18 protein-coding genes are annotated in these 18755 nt (G+C 64.3%); 13 read left to right on the forward strand and 5 right to left on the reverse strand.

Features of this window, described 5'->3' with window-relative positions:
- Positions 1-138: 138 nt before the first annotated feature.
- The 8 genes from KY379_RS15355 (at position 139) to KY379_RS15390 (ending at position 9155) form a co-directional block, all read left to right on the forward strand.
- Positions 139-1542: a purple acid phosphatase family protein gene (locus KY379_RS15355; RefSeq protein ID WP_261240711.1), complete on the forward strand. Its 1404-nt coding sequence runs from the start codon at positions 139-141 to the stop codon at positions 1540-1542.
- Positions 1543-1652: 110 nt separating this feature from the next.
- Positions 1653-2573, forward strand: a complete 921-nt coding sequence (locus KY379_RS15360) for a GGDEF domain-containing protein (RefSeq protein ID WP_133323892.1) — start codon at positions 1653-1655, stop codon at positions 2571-2573.
- Positions 2570-3589 (forward strand): AraC family transcriptional regulator ligand-binding domain-containing protein, encoded by a 1020-nt coding sequence (locus tag KY379_RS15365; protein WP_196173735.1) that lies wholly within the window; start codon positions 2570-2572, stop codon positions 3587-3589. The genes KY379_RS15360 and KY379_RS15365 overlap by 4 nt, the downstream gene beginning before the upstream one ends.
- Before the next feature lie 194 nt (positions 3590-3783).
- The gene (locus tag KY379_RS15370) at positions 3784-4695 is read left to right on the forward strand and encodes a LysR family transcriptional regulator (RefSeq protein ID WP_196173733.1); all 912 of its coding nucleotides are present in this window, start codon (positions 3784-3786) and stop codon (positions 4693-4695) included.
- Between the two features lie 106 nt (positions 4696-4801).
- Positions 4802-5995 (forward strand): CaiB/BaiF CoA transferase family protein, encoded by a 1194-nt coding sequence (locus KY379_RS15375; RefSeq protein ID WP_261240708.1) that lies wholly within the window; start codon positions 4802-4804, stop codon positions 5993-5995.
- On the forward strand, positions 5992-6930 hold the full coding sequence (locus KY379_RS15380) for a hydroxymethylglutaryl-CoA lyase (RefSeq protein WP_261240707.1): 939 nt from the start codon (positions 5992-5994) through the stop codon (positions 6928-6930). The genes KY379_RS15375 and KY379_RS15380 overlap by 4 nt, the downstream gene beginning before the upstream one ends.
- 87 nt (positions 6931-7017) lie before the next feature.
- Positions 7018-8349 carry an MFS transporter gene (locus tag KY379_RS15385; RefSeq protein WP_261240705.1) on the forward strand — a complete coding sequence of 444 codons (1332 nt, stop codon included), beginning with the start codon at positions 7018-7020 and terminating at the stop codon, positions 8347-8349.
- Positions 8350-8522: 173 nt separating this feature from the next.
- Positions 8523-9155, forward strand: a complete 633-nt coding sequence (locus KY379_RS15390; RefSeq protein ID WP_133323886.1) for a hypothetical protein — start codon at positions 8523-8525, stop codon at positions 9153-9155.
- A 33-nt stretch (positions 9156-9188) separates the two neighbouring features.
- Here KY379_RS15390 and KY379_RS15395 read toward each other — a convergent pair whose 3' ends face one another.
- Entirely contained in the window at positions 9189-10064 is an 876-nt protein-coding gene (locus tag KY379_RS15395) for an AEC family transporter (protein ID WP_196173726.1), read from the reverse strand.
- Between the two features lie 440 nt (positions 10065-10504).
- Between KY379_RS15395 and KY379_RS15400 the strand changes: the two genes are divergently transcribed.
- The gene (locus tag KY379_RS15400; protein WP_196173724.1) at positions 10505-11809 is read left to right on the forward strand and encodes an MFS transporter; all 1305 of its coding nucleotides are present in this window, start codon (positions 10505-10507) and stop codon (positions 11807-11809) included.
- 113 nt (positions 11810-11922) lie between these two features.
- Complete coding sequence (locus KY379_RS15405) at positions 11923-12243, forward strand: hypothetical protein (RefSeq protein WP_196173722.1); 321 nt, start codon at positions 11923-11925, stop codon at positions 12241-12243.
- A gap of 115 nt (positions 12244-12358) precedes the next feature.
- Here the strand turns inward: KY379_RS15405 and KY379_RS15410 are convergent, their stop codons facing one another.
- Positions 12359-13291 carry a LysR family transcriptional regulator gene (locus KY379_RS15410; RefSeq protein WP_261240701.1) on the reverse strand — a complete coding sequence of 311 codons (933 nt, stop codon included), beginning with the start codon at positions 13289-13291 and terminating at the stop codon, positions 12359-12361.
- 118 nt (positions 13292-13409) lie between these two features.
- On the opposite strand from KY379_RS15410, the gene KY379_RS15415 reads away from it, so the two are divergent.
- Entirely contained in the window at positions 13410-13673 is a 264-nt protein-coding gene (locus KY379_RS15415) for a DUF2790 domain-containing protein (RefSeq protein WP_261240700.1), read from the forward strand.
- A gap of 1 nt (position 13674) precedes the next feature.
- Here KY379_RS15415 and KY379_RS15420 read toward each other — a convergent pair whose 3' ends face one another.
- Complete coding sequence (locus KY379_RS15420) at positions 13675-14370, reverse strand: tRNA (adenine(22)-N(1))-methyltransferase (RefSeq protein ID WP_196173716.1); 696 nt, start codon at positions 14368-14370, stop codon at positions 13675-13677.
- Between the two features lie 163 nt (positions 14371-14533).
- Here KY379_RS15420 and KY379_RS15425 point away from each other — a divergent pair, with 163 nt between their 5' ends.
- Together KY379_RS15425 and KY379_RS15430 are read left to right on the forward strand one after the other, a co-directional pair.
- Positions 14534-14914 carry a RidA family protein gene (locus tag KY379_RS15425; protein ID WP_196173714.1) on the forward strand — a complete coding sequence of 127 codons (381 nt, stop codon included), beginning with the start codon at positions 14534-14536 and terminating at the stop codon, positions 14912-14914.
- 37 nt (positions 14915-14951) lie between these two features.
- A complete protein-coding gene (locus KY379_RS15430; protein ID WP_261240699.1) occupies positions 14952-17054 on the forward strand; it encodes a TonB-dependent receptor family protein in 2103 nt (700 codons plus the stop codon).
- A 36-nt stretch (positions 17055-17090) separates the two neighbouring features.
- On the opposite strand, the gene KY379_RS15435 is transcribed toward KY379_RS15430, so the two are convergent.
- Together KY379_RS15435 and KY379_RS15440 are read right to left on the reverse strand one after the other, a co-directional pair.
- The gene (locus KY379_RS15435) at positions 17091-17411 is read right to left on the reverse strand and encodes a hypothetical protein (RefSeq protein ID WP_133323877.1); all 321 of its coding nucleotides are present in this window, start codon (positions 17409-17411) and stop codon (positions 17091-17093) included.
- Positions 17408-18754: an acyclic terpene utilization AtuA family protein gene (locus KY379_RS15440; protein ID WP_133323876.1), complete on the reverse strand. Its 1347-nt coding sequence runs from the start codon at positions 18752-18754 to the stop codon at positions 17408-17410. Before KY379_RS15440 ends, KY379_RS15435 begins: the two co-directional genes overlap by 4 nt.
- Position 18755: the final 1 nt, after the last annotated feature.

The raw sequence follows: 18755 nt of genomic DNA on the forward strand, positions 1-18755 counted from the left end.
GACGGTTTCGCCCGATAAATCGCGATTTTTCTGATAGTCATCTGAGCTAAATCGACCCCCTGCCGCGTCACCGAACCGTCATCTGGCTTTGTTTCCTTTGCGCCCCAACACGCCTTACGGGCCTAAAGAGGAAACCCCATGCATCGCCCCCTGCTGTTCGCCACCCTGCTGTGCGTCGCCCTGCCCTTGGCCGCCGCGCAGCCCGAAGCCCAGCCGCTGCCGCGCTCGGCCGGTCTGCCCTACGCGGCCAAAGGCCTGGCCGACCGTATCGTGCTCACGCCTGGGCAGAACGCCGCCACCCAGATGGCCGTCAGCTACCGCACCGACCTGGCCCAGGCAGACGCCGTACTGGAACTGGGCCCAGCTCTTGCCGGCCCCTCGCTGGCAGCCAAGGCCACGCAGGTCGAAGGCATCACCCAGCGCCTGGACAGCGATAATGGCCCGGCCAACTACCATCAGGTGCGCCTGGACCATCTGCGGTCCGACACCGCCTATGTATACCGAGTCAAAGGCAGTGCCGGATGGAGCGAATGGCATCAATTCCGCACCGCCAAGGCGACCTTCGCGCCGTTCACTTTCGTCTACCTCGGCGACACCCAGAACGACATCCTCGCCATCGCCTCGCGCACCATCCGCCAAGCCCTGCGCAGCGTCGCCCATCCAGCCCTGGTGGTGCACGCCGGCGACCTGGTGGCCTCACGCGACGACCTGGCCCATGACGACGAATGGGGCGAATGGAACCAGGCCGGCGGCTGGTCCTATGCAGCTGTCCCGCAGTTGCCGGCGTTCGGCAACCACGAATACCTCGAGGCGCGTAATCCGGATGGCAGCGAAAGCCGCACCCTCAGCCCCCATGTACCGGCGCAGTTCGCCTTGCCACGCAACGGCGCAGCTGGCGTCCAGGCCACCAGCTACTTCAGCGACTACCAGAACGTGCGCTTCGTGGTCCTCGACGGCACCTCAGCCCTGGACCTGGGCACCTTGGAAGCACAAACACGCTGGTTGGAAGACACGCTGGCCAACAGCAAGGCACGCTGGAACATCGTGGTGATGCACCAGCCGGTCTACACCTGCGCCCGACCGGACGACACCGAGGTACTCAAGACGGCCTGGCAACCCCTGCTCGAGCGCTACAAGGTCGATCTGGTGCTGCAAGGTCATGATCACTGTTACAGCCGCCTGACCCATGCCCAGGGCCGCGTTGCTACCCAGGCAGCGCAACGCAACAAACGCCCCATCGGGCCGGTATACATGGTTTCGGTCACCGGCTCGAAGATGTATGGCCTGAACGACCGCGCCCACACCCAGCCCGATCGTATTGCCGAGGATACCCAGCTGTACCAGACCGTCGTGGTCGAGCAGAACCGCCTGCGCGTACGCGCCTACTCGGCGGACGACCAGCTCTACGATGCGTTCGACATCCAGCGCGACGCCAAGGGCCGTAAATTCCTGCAAGCGCCCAGACTAGCGCTGGCGCAAGAACGCTTCTGTCGCGAGAACACAGGGCCGGACGGGCTGCCCTGCACTACACGGGGCAAGTGAGCGTCATCGGATTGAGATAAACCCCAGGCATGCTGCGCAAGCCCCTGGCGCTTGCGCAGGCATCCATGCCAGGGCCGCACTCGACTACAACAATGAAGGATCACCCGCACATGCGCCTTCCCCCGCTTCTGAAACAGCATGGGCTGACCCTGGCCTGTTTGGTCCTGGCAGCCAACTGCGGCCTGCTCATCTACCTGGCCGCCGGCACCGTCAAACCCTGGGCCGAGATCAACTGGATGGACGTCGCCGGCGAAGGAGGCACCTGCCTGATCCTCTGCGGTTGGCTGGTGATGCTGCTGCGCGGACGCCCTGCCGGGCGAGTCACCCGCTTGCTGTCCCTGGGATTGTGCTGCATCGCCTTCTCGGTGTGGATGGACACCCTCGACGAATTCATCCGCCTAGCCCCCGAGGCGATCTGGGATAACTGGCTGGAAACCGCACCGATGCCGATCGGCATGCTGCTGATGACCCTCGGCATGTATCACCTGCAACAGGAGCAGCGCGCCATCACCGAACAGATGCGCAAGCGCGAGCAACTGTTTCGCGAACATCGCCTGTTCGACAAGCTGACCCCGCTGGCTGGCGCCCAATATCTGCGCCAACACCTGCAGCAGGCGCTGGTCCAGGCTGCCGACGAGCAGCAACCGCTGTCGCTGGTGGCCATCGACCTCGACAGTTTCAACCTGATCAACCAGCGCTACGGCCAGGACGAGGGCGACCAGGTACTTCAGGTGGTCGCCCAATTGCTGGTGCTGAACCTGCGTCAGCAGGACATGCTCTGCCGTCTGGCGGGTGATCGCTTCGTCGCCGTGCTACCCAACACCGGCGAGCGCCAGGCCCAGGCAATGGGCGACGCCCTGCGCCTGAGCGTCGCCCACCTTGCCCACCATACCCGGCGTCATGGCGAGCGCCTGCAACTCAGCGCAACGGTGGCCAGCGTGATGGCTCTGGACGAAGACCCGGCGCAGCTGCTCAAGCGCCTCAACCTGGCACTGAGCCGCGCCAAACCACGCCAGGTACGCAGCGCATGAACGGCTACGAAGGCGACAACCGATTCATCGCCGCCCACCACCTGCCGGCGGTACTCATCGACCTGGCCCGCTCGCGGGGTATCGACACCCATCACTTGCTGCGCGGTTGCGGGCTGTTTTACGACGACATCATCACCGGCAACGCACTGATCAGTGCGCAGCAGTTCTTGCGCCTGATCGGCAACGCCCAGCGTCTGCTGGATGCTGCCGACAGCAGCTTTCTCTACGGTCAGCGCCTGTGGCCTGGGCACTATGGCCCGGCCAGCCTGTTGCTGGAGCAGGCCGACCACTTGCTCCAGGCACTGGAGCGCATCGGTCAGTATCGGGCGCTGCTATCGCCTCTTGTGACCCCGGTGTTGCACCTGGACGAGCGCTACCTGCATCTGCACTGGCGGGAAAGCTGCGCAGTGGACGAGCACCGAGTGTTCCTGCTCGAAGCCAGCATGACCGCGGTGGTGGCCCTCGCCCGCCGCCAACAGCAGGCGCAGTTGCCCTGGCGCTTCCAGTTCGCCCATGCCGAACCTGCGTACGTGGAGCAGTACTGGGTACACCTGGGCGACGCACTGAGCTTTGGCTGCCCGTCGACGGTCATGAGCCTGCCCCGTGAGTGCCTGCTGCAACCCTGGCCCGAAGCCGGCTCGACGGCCCAGCAGGTGGCTCGCCAGGCGTGCGATGCGCAACTGACGGTCTGGGGCTGGCACAGTAGCTTTCTGGATAGCCTGCAAGAATACCTGCTCGGCTTGATCCGCCAGCCATTGAACCTGGAGCGCGTGGCGGCGGCGTTCGGCAACAGCCCGGCGTCGTTCAAACGCCGCCTGGCCAAGCATGGCACGCATTTTCAGGAGCAACTGGATCTGGTGCGACGAGACTTGGCGCTGTACCTGTACCAGATCAAGGGTTACGGCAATGACGAGGTCGCCCAGTACTTGGGCTTCAACGACAACACCAACTTTCGTCGCTCATTCAAACGCTGGACCGGCCGGGTTCCCAGCGAGCTTGGCCTGTTGAGCAACTGACCCATTAAGGCCTGTGCGGCAGCGATCAGGTAGGCAGCCACGCGGCGCTCCGCTACAGTGTGCTGCATGGACACAGACAATGCCGCGAACATGGCCGTACCGCAACAGCCCACGCTCACCGCTGGCAGACCAACTGCTAATGATGCCCAACAGCGCCCCTGCGCTACCGAGCGCCTAACCGTGCAAGCCAAGCCATGCAGTTGAACAACCTGATCCGCCGCCTCGACCTGGTCACCCTGCAACTGTTCGTGGCGATCCACGAAGAAGGCAGCCTGACCCGCGCCGCCACGCGCGAGGCGATCGCCCTGTCGGCGGCGAGCAAACGGCTGAACGAGCTCGAGAGCGCCCTGGGTACGCCGCTGTTCGCCCGCCAGGCACGCGGCATGCAGTTGACGCCGGCAGGTGAGACGCTGCTGCACCATGCTCGGCGCATGCTGTTCAACCTGGAGAAAATCGGCCTGGAGCTGGGCGAGCATTTACAAGGCGTGCGCGGTTACGTGCGCATGCTGGCCAATCTCTCGGCGATCATCCAGTTCCTGCCAGAAGATCTCGCTGAGTTTTCCGCACGCCACGAGCGGATCAAGGTGGAGCTCGAGGAACGCCCGAGCAATGGCGTGGTCCAGGGCTTGCTCGACGGCGTCGCCGACCTTGGCATCTGCTCCAGCGACTGCGATACCCGGGGCCTGCACACGGTGCGCTACAAGCGCGACCAGCTGGTGCTGGTCGTGCAAGCGGGCCATCCGTTGGCCGTTGCCCGACAAGTGGCCTTCTGCGACACCCTGGACAACGATTTCGTCGGCCTGCACGCCGCCAGTTCGATCAACATGCGCAGCGTCGAGGCGGCCCGTCGGGCCGGCAAGGTGTTGCGCCTGCGCATCCACGTGCCGAGCTTCGACGCCGTGTGCCGCATGGTCCAGGCCGACATGGGTGTGGGCATTCTGCCGCGCAAGGCGTTCGAGCTGTTCGGCGCGGCGCTAGGGCTGAGCGCGGTGACCCTGGAGGATGAATGGGCCGAGCGTGAACTGCTGTTGGTGGCCCGTGAACGCGAGGCGCTGTCACCGGTGAGCCGGTTGCTGTTCGAACACCTGAGCGGCAACCCCTGCTGAGGACCCTTCGCGTTTGGCGAAGGGTTGTTGCCAACACGGAAGTGGTGCCGCGTGCACAGGCTGCTTACGCTCTGCCTCAAAGTCCAAGAACAAAGAGGTCTGCAGCATGCCTGCCCCGCTCGAAGGCATCAGGGTCCTGGAAATCGGCACCCTGATCGCCGCCCCCTTCGCCGCTCGCCTGCTCGGTGAGTTCGGCGCCGAAGTGATCAAGATCGAAGCCCTGGGTCAGGGTGATCCTCTTCGCAAGTGGCGAAAGCTGCACGAAGGCACCTCGCTCTGGTGGTATCTGCAATCGCGCAACAAGAAGTCCCTGGCACTCGACCTCAAGGCCGGCGAAGGCCTCGAGATCGTCAAGCGCCTGCTCGGCGAAACCGATGTGTTGATCGAAAACCTGCGCCCAGGCGCCCTGGAAAAGCTCGGTTTAGGCTGGGACGTGCTGCACGCACTCAATCCCAAGCTGACCCTGGTGCGTATCTCCGGCTATGGCCAGAGCGGTCCGTACCGTGACCGGCCGGGTTTCGGCGCGATCGGCGAAGCCATGGGCGGCATCCGCTACACCACGGGTGAGCAAGGTTCGGCACCGGCCCGCGCCGGGGTCAGCCTGGGCGACTCGCTGGCCTCGCTGCACGCGGTGATGGGCGCCCTCCTGTCGCTGTTCAACGTGCGCGCCAACGGCGGCGTCGGCCAGGTGGTGGATGTGTCGCTGGTCGAAAGCGTGTTCAACCTCATGGAAAGCCTGGTGCCGGAGTACGATCTGCTCGGTCACGTCCGCGAACGCAGTGGTGGCTCGCTGCCGGGTATCGCCCCGTCCAACACCTACCGCACCGCCGATGGCGCCTTCGTGGTCATCGCCGGCAACAGCGACCCGATTTTCCGCCGCCTGATGCAGGTCATCGGCCGCCCGGACCTGGGCGAGGCGCCGCAATTCGCTCACAACGATGGCCGCGCCGCCCAGGCTGCGCTGCTTGACGAGGCTATCGAGGCCTGGACGCGTCGCCATGACATCGAACAGGTGCTGACCGCGCTTGAGGCCGCAGAGGTGCCCGCCGGGCGCATCTACTCGGTGGCCGATATCGTCAACGACCCGCATTACAACGCCCGCGACATGTTGCTCGACAGCCGTTTGCCGGACGGCACGCCGGTGCGCATGCCGGGCATCGTCCCCAAACTTTCGGCGACCCCAGGACGAGTCGACTGGCAGGGCCCGGCGTTGGGCGAGCATACCGATGCGCTGCTCGGCGGCCTCGGCATGGATACCGCTCAGATTGCCCAACTGCGAGCCCAGGGGGTGGTGCAATGATTCCGACCCATCCAGATCGCATGCTGATCCAAGAGGTGGCCCCGCGTGACGGCCTACAGATCGAGCCCACCTGGGTCCCCAGCGAAGACAAGATCACGTTGATCGATGGCCTCTCACAACTGGGCTTCAGTCGTATCGAGGCGGGCTCGTTCGTGTCGCCCAAGGCGATTCCGGCGCTGCGCGATGGCGACCAGGTATTCCGTGGTATCCAGCGTGCGCCCGGCGTGGTCTACGTAGCCCTGATTCCCAACCTGAAGGGCGCCGAGCGGGCGCTGGCAGCGGGTGCCGACGAGTTGAACCTGGTGCTGTCGGCCAGCCAGTCGCACAACCTGGCGAACATGCGCATGCGCCGGGAGCAATCCCTGGCCGGCTTCGGCGATATCGTCCAGGCCGTGCAAGGCCGGGATGTGAGCCTCAACGCGACGGTGGCCACGGCCTTCGGCTGCCCATTCGAGGGTCGGATCGACGGGGATCAGGTCATGCGCCTGGTCGATGCCTACCTAGCGCTGGGCGTGCAGGGCGTGACCCTGGCCGACACCACTGGCATGGCCAACCCGCGTCAGGTCGAACGTCTGGTGCGGCGCAGCCTGGAGCGACTGCCGGCGGCGATGCTCACCCTGCACTTCCACAACACCCGCGGCCTTGGCCTGTGCAATGTGCTGGCCGCCTTCGAAGCCGGAGCGAGGCGTTTCGACGCTGCGCTCGGCGGACTCGGCGGCTGCCCTTTCGCACCCGGCGCCTCGGGCAACATCTGCACCGAAGACCTGGTCAACCTGTGCATGGAAACCGGCATCCCGACCGGTATCGACCTCGACGGCCTACTGGCCTTGTCCCGCGGTCTGCCCGCTTTGCTCGGCCATGAAGTACCTGGCCAGTTGGCCAAGGCCGGACGCAACTGCGACCTGCACCCGCTGCCGGCTGACCTGCCAGCCTGATTCACCGCTGTAGATCGGGGGCTTGCCCCCACCAGAAAACAAGAACAACAGGGCTGCCCTCAGGTGGCCCAACTGGAGAAACTACCCATGAGTCTTACTGCTCTGCAGTCGGCCGCCGAAGGCGTGGCCGATACTGAAAAAGCGTTGATCCGCAAGGTAGCCTGGCGCCTGATGCCGCTGATCATGGTCTGCTACCTGTTCGCCTTCTTCGATCGCATCAACATCAGCTTCGCCAAGTTCCAGCTGCAGACCGACTTGGGCTTCAGCGACACTGCCTATGGCCTTGGCGCCAGCCTGTTCGTGGTGGGCTACGTGCTGTTCGAGGTTCCCAGCAACCTGATGCTTTACAAAGTCGGCGCACGCCGCTGGATCGCCCGCATCATGATCTCCTGGGGGCTGGCGACGGCGGCCATGGTGTTCGTCACCACCGAATGGCAGTTCTATGCCCTGCGCTTCGTCATCGGTGCGATGGAGGCTGGTTTTGCGCCCGGCGTGCTGTACTACCTGACCCTATGGTTCCCGCGCCATTATCGCGGCCGTATCACCTCGTTGCTGTTCCTCGCCTCGGCATTCGCCGGGCTGTTCGGGGCACCGATCTCCGGCCTGGTACTGGGCCATCTCGATGGTGCCTTGCAGATTCGCGGCTGGCACTGGCTGTTTCTGCTCGGCGGCATCCCCTGCGTAGCCCTGGGTCTGCTGGTGCTGACGCTGCTCAAAGACCGCATCGAGGATGCCGGCTGGCTCGATGCCGGTGAAAAACGCCTATTGCTGTCGCGAATCGACCCACCCCAGGCCGGGCATGGCCAGGGCTCGCTGCTGCAGGCCATTCGCATTCCCGGTTTCCTGACCTTGGGGCTGATCTACTTCCTGATCCAGATAGCGTCCTACGGCCTGAACTTCTGGGCACCCCAATTGATTCGCAGTGCCGGTACCGAGAATCCAACGGTGATCGGCCTGCTCACCGCTGTGCCATACATCTGCGGGGCTATCGCCATGGTGGTGTGCGGACGGCTGTCCGATGCTACGGGCGAGCGGCGCTGGTTCACCGCTGGCCTGATCGGCTTGGGTGCGGTGGGCTTCCTGTGCGCGGGCCTGTTCGATGACAACACGCCGTTGCTGCTGGTTTCCCTGGGCCTGCTGGGTGCGGGGGTGGTCGCATCGATCCCGAGCTTCTGGGCATTGCCACCGAAACTGTTGGCCGGCGCCGGCGCCGGAGCCGCAGGCGGAATCGCGTTGATCAACACCATGGGGCAATTGGGCGGCATCGTCAGCCCGGTGCTGGTGGGACGTATCCGTGACCTGACCGGCACGACCACGCCAGCGCTGTATCTGATTGCCGGAGCCTGCGTGGCGACGGTGCTGCTGCTGTTGTTCGCTCTGCCGGAGAAGCTGCGCAGCCGAGATGTGCCGACTCCTTAGCGGTCCCGGCATCTGCATGGCACCGGCCTTGCCGGTGTTCGCAGCGGTTCGCCACTCCGACGAGCCCGCTCCTTGTATCCTGAGATGCCGTCCTGCCACGATTGCGCCGCTCTAGTACGTGGGGTCTAATTCGGCCCACCGCAATACTTTCGGCAATCCAAGGACGCTTCATCATGTACAGGAAGATCGTACCCCTGGCGCTGCTATCGGCGCTGGCCGGCTGCTCCGGCAACGAGCAGCCGAACAAGGCCACATTCCAAGCAGCCGCCCAGGCCTACCTCGATACGCAATATCCCCACTGCTTCGTGATCAGCGCGTTTCCCACCCAGACCAAGGACTTCGACATCCACGGCACCAACCAGGCCCTGCATGCGCTGGCCAAGGTGGGCGTGGTCAGTGAACAGGAGATTTCCCGCACGGAGGTGCCGGCGCGCCTGTGGCAACCTGCTCGTACCGATATCTACTACGCCTACGACCTGACCGAGGAAGGCCGCAAGTACTACAAGGCCAATGTCGGCCGGCAACGCGATGGCAAAGCCGTCGGCGGGCTGTGCTTCGGCAAGGCGCAGGTCACGGATGTCAAACGCTTCAGCGAACCTACGCGCAGCAACGGCAAACAGACTTCACAAGTGACCTATGCCTACAAGGTCATTGGGCTGCCACAGTGGGCAAAGCAGCAAAGCGTTCGCAACGGCATCGCCGACCTGGACAAGGCGGTGGCCAGCGCAGAGCGACCGCTCCAGGCCACCGATGCCATGGTCCTGACCGACGCTGGCTGGAAACATGAGCGTCTGGTCACGCCCTGACCGTCCGCACGGCTGCCACTGGAGCCAGAACCTTCACAGGGTCCACGAAAGCACCAGCGGCAGCCAGGCGAAGGACAGCACCGTCGAACACATCACCAGGTTCGCCACCTGCTCGGGTTCACGGTTGGCGCGCACCGCCATGAGGTAATTGAACACCGCAACCGGCATCGACGACTGCACCATCAGCACCGCCCGCTCCAACTCCCCCATGCCCAGTACCAGGCCGGCCAGCCAACCCACCGCCGCCCCCAATACAAGACGCAGACCGCCCAGCAGCAGACCGCTGCCAACATGGCGCAAGCGCAGGCTGGCCAGAGACACGCCAAGAGTCAGCAGCATCAACGGAATGCTCATCCCGCCGAGCAGGTCGACCGTATTGGCCAGCCAGCGCGGCAACTCGACACCCAGGAAGATGATCGGCATCGCCCCCGCCAGGCTAATGACAATAGGGTTGCGCACAAAGGCCTTGAACGAGGCGGCAGTGCCGGAAATGGCCAGCCCCAAGGTGAACTGGAATACCGACAAGGTCAGGAAGAACGCCACGGCCAGTGCCAGGCCATGCTCACCGAACGCATACAGGCTGATCGGCAGCCCCATGTTGCCGGTATTGGGAAACATGAATGCCGGCATCAGCACCCGCCACTGATACCCACCCACCCGGCACGCCAGCCAACCCGCCAGGGCCATGCCGACCAGACACAGGCTGCAAGCGCCGGCCATGCTGAGAAAGGCTTCGGCCTGCAAGTCGGTCCGGCTCAGTGTCGACAGCACCAACGAGGGCGTGCCGACAGTCATGACCATGCGCGCGACAAACTCGGTGGGGTAGTCGAACCCTTTTCGGGCCCAGAGGTAGCCTATGCCAGCAACGATGAATACGGGTGCCAAAATGGCAGACAACGACGCCAGCATGAACCTTGCCCTCCTTGGAAATGCGACAGTATGCCGCAGCCAGGGCCGTGTGGGGCAGGCATATGTGATCGCAACCGTCATCCATTTGCCTATTGCAGACACCGCCCCGGCAAATCCTGCGGTGCGGCGTCTCGTCGCAGGTGTCAGCCCCTTGGGCAAATCGTTCGCAGGGCTTAGAATCGCGCCTCCTTTTCGGCCGTCGCCTTGAACGGTGGCAACCGGCAGCAACGACAAAGTCCGTGCCTGAACACATGCCCGCCCATGTGCAATAGGCTCAACCGACCCCGCCCGACCTACTTCCTGACAGGTTTAGCGGTTGAGTCTTGCCCAGGTCGCATCCAGCTTAGGCACACCCGTGCAGCCCACCGGCCCGTCATGGCCCGGTGCGCCGTGCGTGTTCGAAGAGGCGCTCATCCCGTCTTCATCCATTCGAGGTAACTATGTCTCCGCGTTTGCTGGCCATGGCGCTGGCACCCCTGCTCGGGCTTTTCATCATCGCCTTGGGCAATGGCTTCATGTCTTCCCTGACGACTCTGCGCCTGGGCGCTGCCGGCGAATCGGCAACCATGATCGGTATCGTCTCGTCGGCCTATTTCATTGGCCTGACCCTGGGCGCCGTATTCAACGACCGGCTGATCCTGCGAATCGGCCACATCCGCGCCTACAGCAGTTTCGCCTCACTGATCGCCGCGACCATCCTGGCCCAAGGCCTGTTCTACGACACCACCTGGTGGATCGCCCTACGCCTGATCAACGGCTGGGCAACGGTGGGGGTGTTCCTGGTGATCGAGAGTTGGTTGCTGCTGGCCGGTGACGCGAAGATCCGTGGCCGCCTGCTGGCGCTGTACATGATCGCCTTCTATGGAGCCGGAGTGATCGCCCAGGCCACCTTGGGCGAGATCACCGGTTGGGGCGAGACCGCGCCATTCATGGTCGCCGGCATGCTCGCGGCACTTTCGGTGATGCCCATCGTGATCCTGCCACAAGTCTCGCCGTTGCTGGAGCAGGTCGAACCCCTCAAGCCCCGCCAACTGCTGGGCGTCGCGCCGACCGGGCTGGTCGGTTGCTTCGGCTCGGGCGCGGCCATTGCCGGGATCTACGCGCTGCTGCCGTTGTACCTGCAACGTATCGGCATGGACGTGGGTGAGATCGGCAACATGATGGCCTGGGTGATCCTCGGTGCGATGCTGCTGCAATACCCGGTCGGTCGCTGGTCCGACCGCAAGGACCGCCAGGACGTCCTGATCGCACTGGCAGCACTGTGCACCGTGCTGTCGGTGATCGTCGTGCTGCTGCCGGCGAATTCGATGCTACTGCCGGTCTTGCTGTTCCTGCTCGGGGGCGGGGTGTTCGCGCTGTACCCGGTCGCGGTCAGCAGTGCAGCCGACCGTGCGCCTTCCGATGCCCTGGTGCCGATGATCCAGGGCTTGCTGCTGATCAACTCGCTGGGCTCGGCGCTGGCACCGCTGGCGATTTCACCGGTAATGACCTCGTTCGGCGAGGTCGGCCTGTTCTGGGCCTTCACCGTGATCAATGGAGCGATGTTCGGCTTCTTCCTTTGGCGTCGCGGCAAGCGGCCCAAGGCCGAACACCCGGCGCCGTTCGCCGCCACCGCGACATTCTCGCCCACCGGTGCCGAACTGCGGGTGACCGAAGACCTGATGCACGCCGCCCAGGAACATCCGCCGCTCGAGGCGGCGGAGCAAAGCCCGCCGCAAACGGCAGCGCATGCCGAGCATTCTTGACTGCACCAGGGCCGCCATCGCGGCCCTGTTCACGACCGCCTGTCGGCCGGACAGCACTGCGCCATGATTGCAACGCCCAACGAATGACACATCGTTCGCACAGGAGATCGACCATGAAGCGCATTCGTCCGCTTTCGCTCAGCCTTGCCCTGGCACTCGGCCTGGCCTCGGCAGCCAGTTTCGCCGCCAGCGAGGGCAGCACCGATACCCGGCCCTCTGCCACCCAACCGGCCGACCCGACGCCTGGCAAGACGGCAGGTGAAGGGAGCAGTGTGAATACCCCAGGCGGAACCGGCGACAACGACAGCGCCGACACCGGCAGCAATTCCGATGCCGCCGACGGCGCTGCCGGCGGCTCCAACAACACCGGCGAAGGCACAGGTTCCGGTGCCGGTGCCTCGGGCGGTACGGCCGAGGATCAGGACAGCCGCTGAGGGCAGCTGTTTCGCTCGGTGCACTTGGGATCGAGGGTAGTGCGTAAATTGTGCGCCGCGCCGGCGGCGCGCGATATCGGCGCCGCCGATGAATCAGCTAGCCGCCCTTCCCCAGTCACCGCCAATAACGCTGGTCGTCCACCACCCGCTCATGGCTCTGGAACAGCGCCGGTAACTCTTCCTTGAGGTAATCGATCCAGGTCCGCACCTTGGCGTCGAGGTAATGTCGCGACGGGTAGATCGCATACAGCATGCTCTCGCGCAGCCTGTACGGCGCCAGCAGACGGCGGAGGCGGCCCTGCTCGATGGCTTCGCTTGCCGTATAGAAGGGCAACAGACCGATCCCCATCCCCAACTCACTGGCCACCAGCATGGCATCGGCCACATTGGTCAGGAAGCTGTCCCGCGGGGCGATCACGAATTGATCGACCCCCTGTGGGAACACCCAGTCCCCTTCGTACATCGGATAGGCCATACGCAGGCAGCGATGGTCGTGCAGGTCTTCGGGACGCTCCGGTACGCCATGGGCGTCGAGGTAGCTGGGCGCCGCGCAGGGAATGCTGAAGATGTTGCCCAACGGCACTGCGATCAGTTGTGAATCGGGCAGCGCCTCGTCGACCGTGATCACCACATCGTGCCCCTCGGCCAGCGGGTCGGGATTGCGCTGTGACAGCGTAAGCTCGATCACCACCTCCGGGCACAAGGCGTTGTAGCCAGCCACCAGGGGCATCAGCAACATGCCCATGCCATGCGGGCAGTGCAGGCGCAGGCGCCCGCGCGGCGTGAGGTGCGCACCACGGGCCTCGTCCATGGCTTCGTCGGTCAGCAGCAAGATCTGCCGTGCCCGTTCGAGAAACCGCTCGCCCGCCTCGCTCATGCGCAAACGCCGGGTGGTGCGATGCAGCAAGCGCGTCTGTAGCTGGTTCTCCAGCTCCGCGATGATCCGTGAGACTTGCGCAGCGGAAATGTCCAGGGCATTGGCAGCAGCCGCAAAACTGCCGCACTCGATGACCCGGGTGAAGGTACGCATGGCGTGCAACATGTCCATCCGCGTGGCATCCTCGCTATATTCTTACGCCGAAGGCAGGAATCTATCACGGTATAGCCCATTTATTGTGCATGACCATTGAATACATCATGAGAAATCCACGATAAAGGAGCCTGCCATGAAACATTCGATCGCTTTCCTTGCCCTGTCGGCCACCCTCGCCTCTTTCACCGCGTTGGCGGCCCAACCAGTCCCTCAATCGGCGAACAGCAGCAACTACGAATACGGCATACCTATGGATGTGGCCAAGGTCGTCTCGATCACGCCGGACAGCAATGCTGCCGACTGTGAAGTGGGTACCTCGCACATGGTCTATATCGACCACCAAGGCCAGACCCACGAAATCGCCTACCGGGAAATGGGTAACTGTTCGCGCCTGTGATTCAGGCCAGGACCTCGTTGATCCAACTGACCTGCCGCTCGAAATCGCGGGTCTTATGTTCCGGGACCGTCGCCCGGGCACGTTGGAAATTCGCCAGGGTCTGTTGTTTCTGCCGTAGCATGCGCTGCCATTTGTTCAAGAACGCAGGGCTGCGCTGGCGCAATAACAAAGGTCCGAAATACAGTTCCTGCGCGCTATAGGCCTGCCCCTCGCCCGGCTCGGCGACAATGATCTCGTAATCGAAACGGTGTTCGCGCAGCAGTTCTTCGCTGACGATGCGGTAGCCGTTCGCCGCCAGCCACTCACGCAGTTCGCGCTCATCGCCATTGGGCTGCAGGATCAGCCGCTCGCGCCCCGACAGATGCCGGCGGCCGCGCTCGAGGATGTCGCGAATGGTCTGGCCGCCCATGCCGCAGAAGGTGATGGCGGTAATCCGATCATCCGCCTCGATGGCCGCCAGGCCATCGGCAAGACGCACACTGATACTCGCTTGCAGGCCGTTTTCACGTACCGTGCGTTGGGCAGAGGCGAACGGTGTCTGCGCCACTTCACCCGCTACTGCCGCTTCGATCACCCCACGCAGGCGCAACGCCACCGGCAGGTAGCCGTGGTCCGAGCCGATATCCGCCAGGCGCGCGCCCTGCGGCACCTGCGCCGCCACGCGCTCAAGGCGCCTCGACAATGTCTGTTCGTTCAACGTTAACCCCTAGCGTCAGAATCGGGCGCGATTCTGACCTGCACGGCCGGTGATGACAATGCTCGATGGCCCAGCGGTGCCTTGACCGGGCCATCGTGCTCGACCCGCCCGTGCCGCTCGCGTAGGCTTGCACTTTTTCCCACGTCGCAAGGCAAAACGACTCATGGCAAACGCAGACATCATCTTCACTCCGGACACCGATGCCGAATCCATTTCCTCCGACGTCGCCGAGTTCAATGGCGTACTGGTCACCACCCAAGTGCCGATTCGTGCCGACGGTAGCCTGGAATTGGGCGACATCGTCACCCAGTGCGAATGCACCCTGCAGGCCCTGAAGGACGCTCTGGAAAAAGCCGGTAGCAGCATGGACCGCGTCCTGCACCTGACCATCTACCTCACCGATATGGCCGACCGCGCCGTGTTCAACGAGGTATACCAGCGCTTCTTCAGCAAGCCCTGGCCGGTCCGCGCCGCCGTTGGCGTGGCATCGCTTGCGTTCGAGGGCATGCGTGTAGAAGTGACCGCCATGGCGGCCAAGGCCTGACCGACCCCAGGATGCTGCACCAGCAGGACGCTGCCCGATGCCCGATACCTCTCTACGCCGCAGAGCGCTGAGCGCCTTGCTCCCCGGCCTGAGCCTGTGCCCCTTGGCCCAGGCCGAACCGCCCAGCCGTTTCGAGTTGCTCGAGCCGGTGGTGATCACCGGCAGCTACGTACCCAATCCGACTTTCGACCTGCCGTACTCGATCGACACCGTCGACCGAGCGCAGATCGCCGACGGCCAGTTGGGCGTGAACCTGTCGGAGGCGCTCAATCGGGTGCCGGGCCTGGTGGTGCAAAACCGCCAGAACTACGCCCAAGACCTGCAAATCTCTTCACGCGGCTACGGCGCCCGCTCGGCGTTCGGCGTGCGCGGTATCAAGCTGCTCAGCGATGGAATTCCGGCCAGTACGCCGGACGGCCAAGGCCAGGCTGCCACCTTGAACCTGGATGTGGCCGATCGCATAGAAGTCCTGCGTGGCCCGGCCTCTGCCATCTACGGCAGCAATGCAGGCGGTGTCATCCAGATGTTTTCCCGCGACGGCGCAGGTCCACCCAAGGTGGGCGCCGAAACCACCTTCGGTAGCGACGGGTTCAACAAGCACCACGTGTACAGCGAAGGTGGCGACGACAAGGCCGGTTTCCTGGTGGACGCTTCGCGGATGGACACCGATGGCTACCGCGACCACAGCTCGGCCCGCCGCGACCAGACCTTCGCCAAGGTGCACGTGCGGCCCGACGAGGACAGCCGTCTGGCGCTGATCTTCAGTACCTTGGAGCAAAACGGCACCGAGGATCCGCTTGGGCAGACCTGGGAGGCCTACAAGCATGATCCGCGGTCGGTGTCCGAGCGAGCCGAGCAATACGACACGCGCAAGAGCATCCATCACCAGCAACTGGGCATGAACTACGAGCGCGCCTTTGGCGATGCGACCTTGCAGTTCAACCTGTATGCCGGCAAGCGCAGCGTGATCCAGTACCTGTCGATTCCCAAGGGCGCGCCAGCCAACGACCGCGGCGGTGGCGTGGTCGACTTCGACCGTGAATTCCATGGGGGCACGTTGCGCTGGATCCAGCCCATCGCCGCCGCTCCCGGCAACCTTACCGTGACCGTCGGCGCCGACTACGACCGCAGCACCGACGACCGTCGCGGCTACCAGAACTTCAGCGGCGCCACCCTGGGCGTCAAGGGCGAGTTGCGACGCAAGGAAAAGGACACCGCCACCAGCCTCGACCCTTATATCCAGGCCCACTGGGAGCTGGACCGCTGGACCGTGGACGCGGGCCTGCGTCATAACACCATGAAGATGGAGGTCGACGACCACTACCTGGCCAACGGCGATGCCAGTGGCTCGAAGAAATACCAGCGCGCCACACCAACCTTGTCGGTGATGTACGCCTTCACCCCCGACCTGCACGGCTATATCAGTGCCGGCAAGGCCTTCGAGACCCCGACCCAGGCCGAGATGGCCTATGCGCCCGGCGCCGTGGAAGGTTTCAACTTCGGACTCGACCCGGCCACCAGCACCCAATACGAGCTCGGCCTCAAGGCGCGTCCGGATGAACGCACCCGGGTCAACGCCGCGATCTTCGAGATCCGCACCAAGGACGAGATCGTGGTGGCGGCCTCGGAAGGCGGGCGCACCAGCTACCGTAACGCCGGCAAGACGCTGCGCCGCGGGTTCGAACTCAGCGTACAACGCCAGTTCAATGCCCAATGGCAGGCCAATCTGGCCTATACCCTGCTCGATGCGACCTATGACGAAGCATTCAGCCAAGGTACCACCAGCATCGACAAGGGCAATCATCTCCCAGGCGTGCCTCAGGCCAGCCTGTTCGGCGAACTGATCTGGAAACCGCGCGACGGCATCAGCATGGGGCTTGAAGGGCAATACCGGAGCAAGGTGTACGTCGAGGACAGCAACGACCAGCATGTCGCGCCCAGCTATGCCGTATTCAACTGGCGAACCCGGTTCGAACAGCACTACGGGCCGTGGACCTTCCACCAGTTATTGCGGCTGGATAACCTGCTGGACCGCCAGTACGTCGGCTCGGTGATCGTCGGCGACAGCAACGGGCGCTACTACGAGGCGGCGCCGGGGCGGTCCTGGTATGCGGGGGCTGGGCTGCAATACCAGTTCTGACAATGGGCCGCCAAGCGGCCCCCGACACTCCCCTGTCTAGCGCCGCACCTGCATCCCCAACAGAGCCGCCCCCAGGCACTTGCCATGTGCATCCAGCGCCAGCGACCGTGTCACGCCACCGCGCAGCAGCCCAGGCAACACGAAGTTCAGCGCCCGTAACTGCGGCAGCTCGTAACGCCGAACCGGTCCCGCATCGGCATCGCGCAAATGGGCGAACCAGGCCTCGACCTTATCCACCGTGACCTCGCGCAACAGCACGGCGTAGTCCTCCGCCCGATAGGCGATCAGCGAAATGTTCGAAGTATCGCCCTTGTCTCCGGTACGGGTATGGGCAATTTCATGTAATGCGACGGTCATGGGCAGACCTCCAGATGGACACGGGCGATGGCGAACTCACGGGGCAGGTACAGGCTGGCCACTGCCAACACCTCGCGCACTTGGCGGGTGGCACCGCCGCCGCCGGCAGGGCCGTTGGTGTACAGGGTCTCCACTTCGTTGGCCAAGGCCTGGGCAGCCGCCCGCGTGGCGCAGCGCCCGGCCACGCGCAAGCGCACTTCCCAGGGCTCGCCAGAGTGGCCGAAATCACTGCCGTGCAGCGAGTCGATGCCCATTAACTCGCAACGTAGCTCCTCGACCGGCACGCCGGTCAGGGTCAGCCGCTGCTCGACTATCTTCCCGGCCAGGCGGGCTCGCGCCAGCGCATTGGGGCCACCATAGGAAATCTGCCCTTCACCGATCCAACCGTCACGATAGCCAACGGTCACTTTCAGTCGTTCGGGTCGCTGAGTGCCGGTGGCACCGCTGACCTGCACCGTGTCCGGCCCCTGCAAGGCAAAGTGCACAGCGGAAAAGTCAGCGACCACATCGGGGGTGAAGTAGCAGCCCGGGTCGTGCACCTCGTACAGCAGTTGCTCGGTGCAGGTCGCGACGTCGATGCGCCCGCCGCTGCCGGCGACCTTGGTGATGCATGCCTGGCCCTCGGAGTCGATTTCGGCGAGGGGGAAACCCAGCCGCGCCAGGTCGGGGACATCCTTCACGCCGGGGTCGGCGAAATAACCTCCGCTGACCTGCCCGGCGCATTCGAGCAGGTGACCGATGAGCGTGCCGCGGCCACGCCGCAGCCAATCGTCTGCCGCCCAGCCAAAGGCATGCAACTGTGGCGCAAGGAACAACGAAGGATCGGCGACGCGCCCAGTGATCACCACATCGGCATCCTCGGCCAAGGCCTGGAGAATGCCCTCGACCCCAAGGTAGGCGTTGGCCGACACCATGCGCTCGCCCAGAGCGGCCACATTCAGACCGTTGTCCAACTGCCAATCTGGGTGTTCGCGCAGCACGGCGAGTACGTCGTCGCCCTCCACTGCCGCCACCTTGAGCCCGTGCAACCCCAATTCAGTGGCGACAGCGACGACCTGGCGAGCTGCTGCACGTGGGTTGGCGGCGCCCATGTTGCTGATGATCCGCAGGCGTCGACTGCCCTGACGGACGAAGGGCAGCACGGCCCGCATGCGCGTGACCAGCAAAGGATCGAAGCCGGCTTCGGGTTCGGCCAGGCGTGCTTGCTGGGCCAAGGCGATAGTCCGCTCGGCCAGGCATTCGAATATCAGGTAGTCAAGATCGCCGTCACGGGCCAGTTCGACGGCAGGCTCCACGCGGTCGCCGGAATAACCGGCGCCAGCGCCGATGCGCAGGGTGTTCATC

This window comes from Pseudomonas sp. HD6422 (assembly GCF_025377065.1).
GTDB lineage: Bacteria > Pseudomonadota > Gammaproteobacteria > Pseudomonadales > Pseudomonadaceae > Aquipseudomonas > Aquipseudomonas putida_U.

Excerpts from the sequence above, each read along its gene's own strand:
- KY379_RS15440 (WP_133323876.1), bottom strand. The coding sequence starts at position 18,754 with ATGAACACCCTGCGCATCGGCGCTGGCGCCGGTTATTCCGGCGACCGC.
- KY379_RS15405 (WP_196173722.1), top strand. The coding sequence starts at position 11,923 with ATGAAGCGCATTCGTCCGCTTTCGCTCAGCCTTGCCCTGGCACTCGGC.
- KY379_RS15375 (WP_261240708.1), top strand. The coding sequence starts at position 4,802 with ATGCCTGCCCCGCTCGAAGGCATCAGGGTCCTGGAAATCGGCACCCTG.
- KY379_RS15360 (WP_133323892.1), top strand. The coding sequence starts at position 1,653 with ATGCGCCTTCCCCCGCTTCTGAAACAGCATGGGCTGACCCTGGCCTGT.
- KY379_RS15370 (WP_196173733.1), top strand. The coding sequence starts at position 3,784 with ATGCAGTTGAACAACCTGATCCGCCGCCTCGACCTGGTCACCCTGCAA.
- KY379_RS15385 (WP_261240705.1), top strand. The coding sequence starts at position 7,018 with ATGAGTCTTACTGCTCTGCAGTCGGCCGCCGAAGGCGTGGCCGATACT.
- KY379_RS15365 (WP_196173735.1), top strand. The coding sequence starts at position 2,570 with ATGAACGGCTACGAAGGCGACAACCGATTCATCGCCGCCCACCACCTG.
- KY379_RS15425 (WP_196173714.1), top strand. The coding sequence starts at position 14,534 with ATGGCAAACGCAGACATCATCTTCACTCCGGACACCGATGCCGAATCC.
- KY379_RS15395 (WP_196173726.1), bottom strand. The coding sequence starts at position 10,064 with ATGCTGGCGTCGTTGTCTGCCATTTTGGCACCCGTATTCATCGTTGCT.
- KY379_RS15435 (WP_133323877.1), bottom strand. The coding sequence starts at position 17,411 with ATGACCGTCGCATTACATGAAATTGCCCATACCCGTACCGGAGACAAG.
- KY379_RS15355 (WP_261240711.1), top strand. The coding sequence starts at position 139 with ATGCATCGCCCCCTGCTGTTCGCCACCCTGCTGTGCGTCGCCCTGCCC.
- KY379_RS15415 (WP_261240700.1), top strand. The coding sequence starts at position 13,410 with ATGAAACATTCGATCGCTTTCCTTGCCCTGTCGGCCACCCTCGCCTCT.
- KY379_RS15390 (WP_133323886.1), top strand. The coding sequence starts at position 8,523 with ATGTACAGGAAGATCGTACCCCTGGCGCTGCTATCGGCGCTGGCCGGC.
- KY379_RS15400 (WP_196173724.1), top strand. The coding sequence starts at position 10,505 with ATGTCTCCGCGTTTGCTGGCCATGGCGCTGGCACCCCTGCTCGGGCTT.
- KY379_RS15380 (WP_261240707.1), top strand. The coding sequence starts at position 5,992 with ATGATTCCGACCCATCCAGATCGCATGCTGATCCAAGAGGTGGCCCCG.
- KY379_RS15430 (WP_261240699.1), top strand. The coding sequence starts at position 14,952 with ATGCCCGATACCTCTCTACGCCGCAGAGCGCTGAGCGCCTTGCTCCCC.
- KY379_RS15410 (WP_261240701.1), bottom strand. The coding sequence starts at position 13,291 with ATGGACATGTTGCACGCCATGCGTACCTTCACCCGGGTCATCGAGTGC.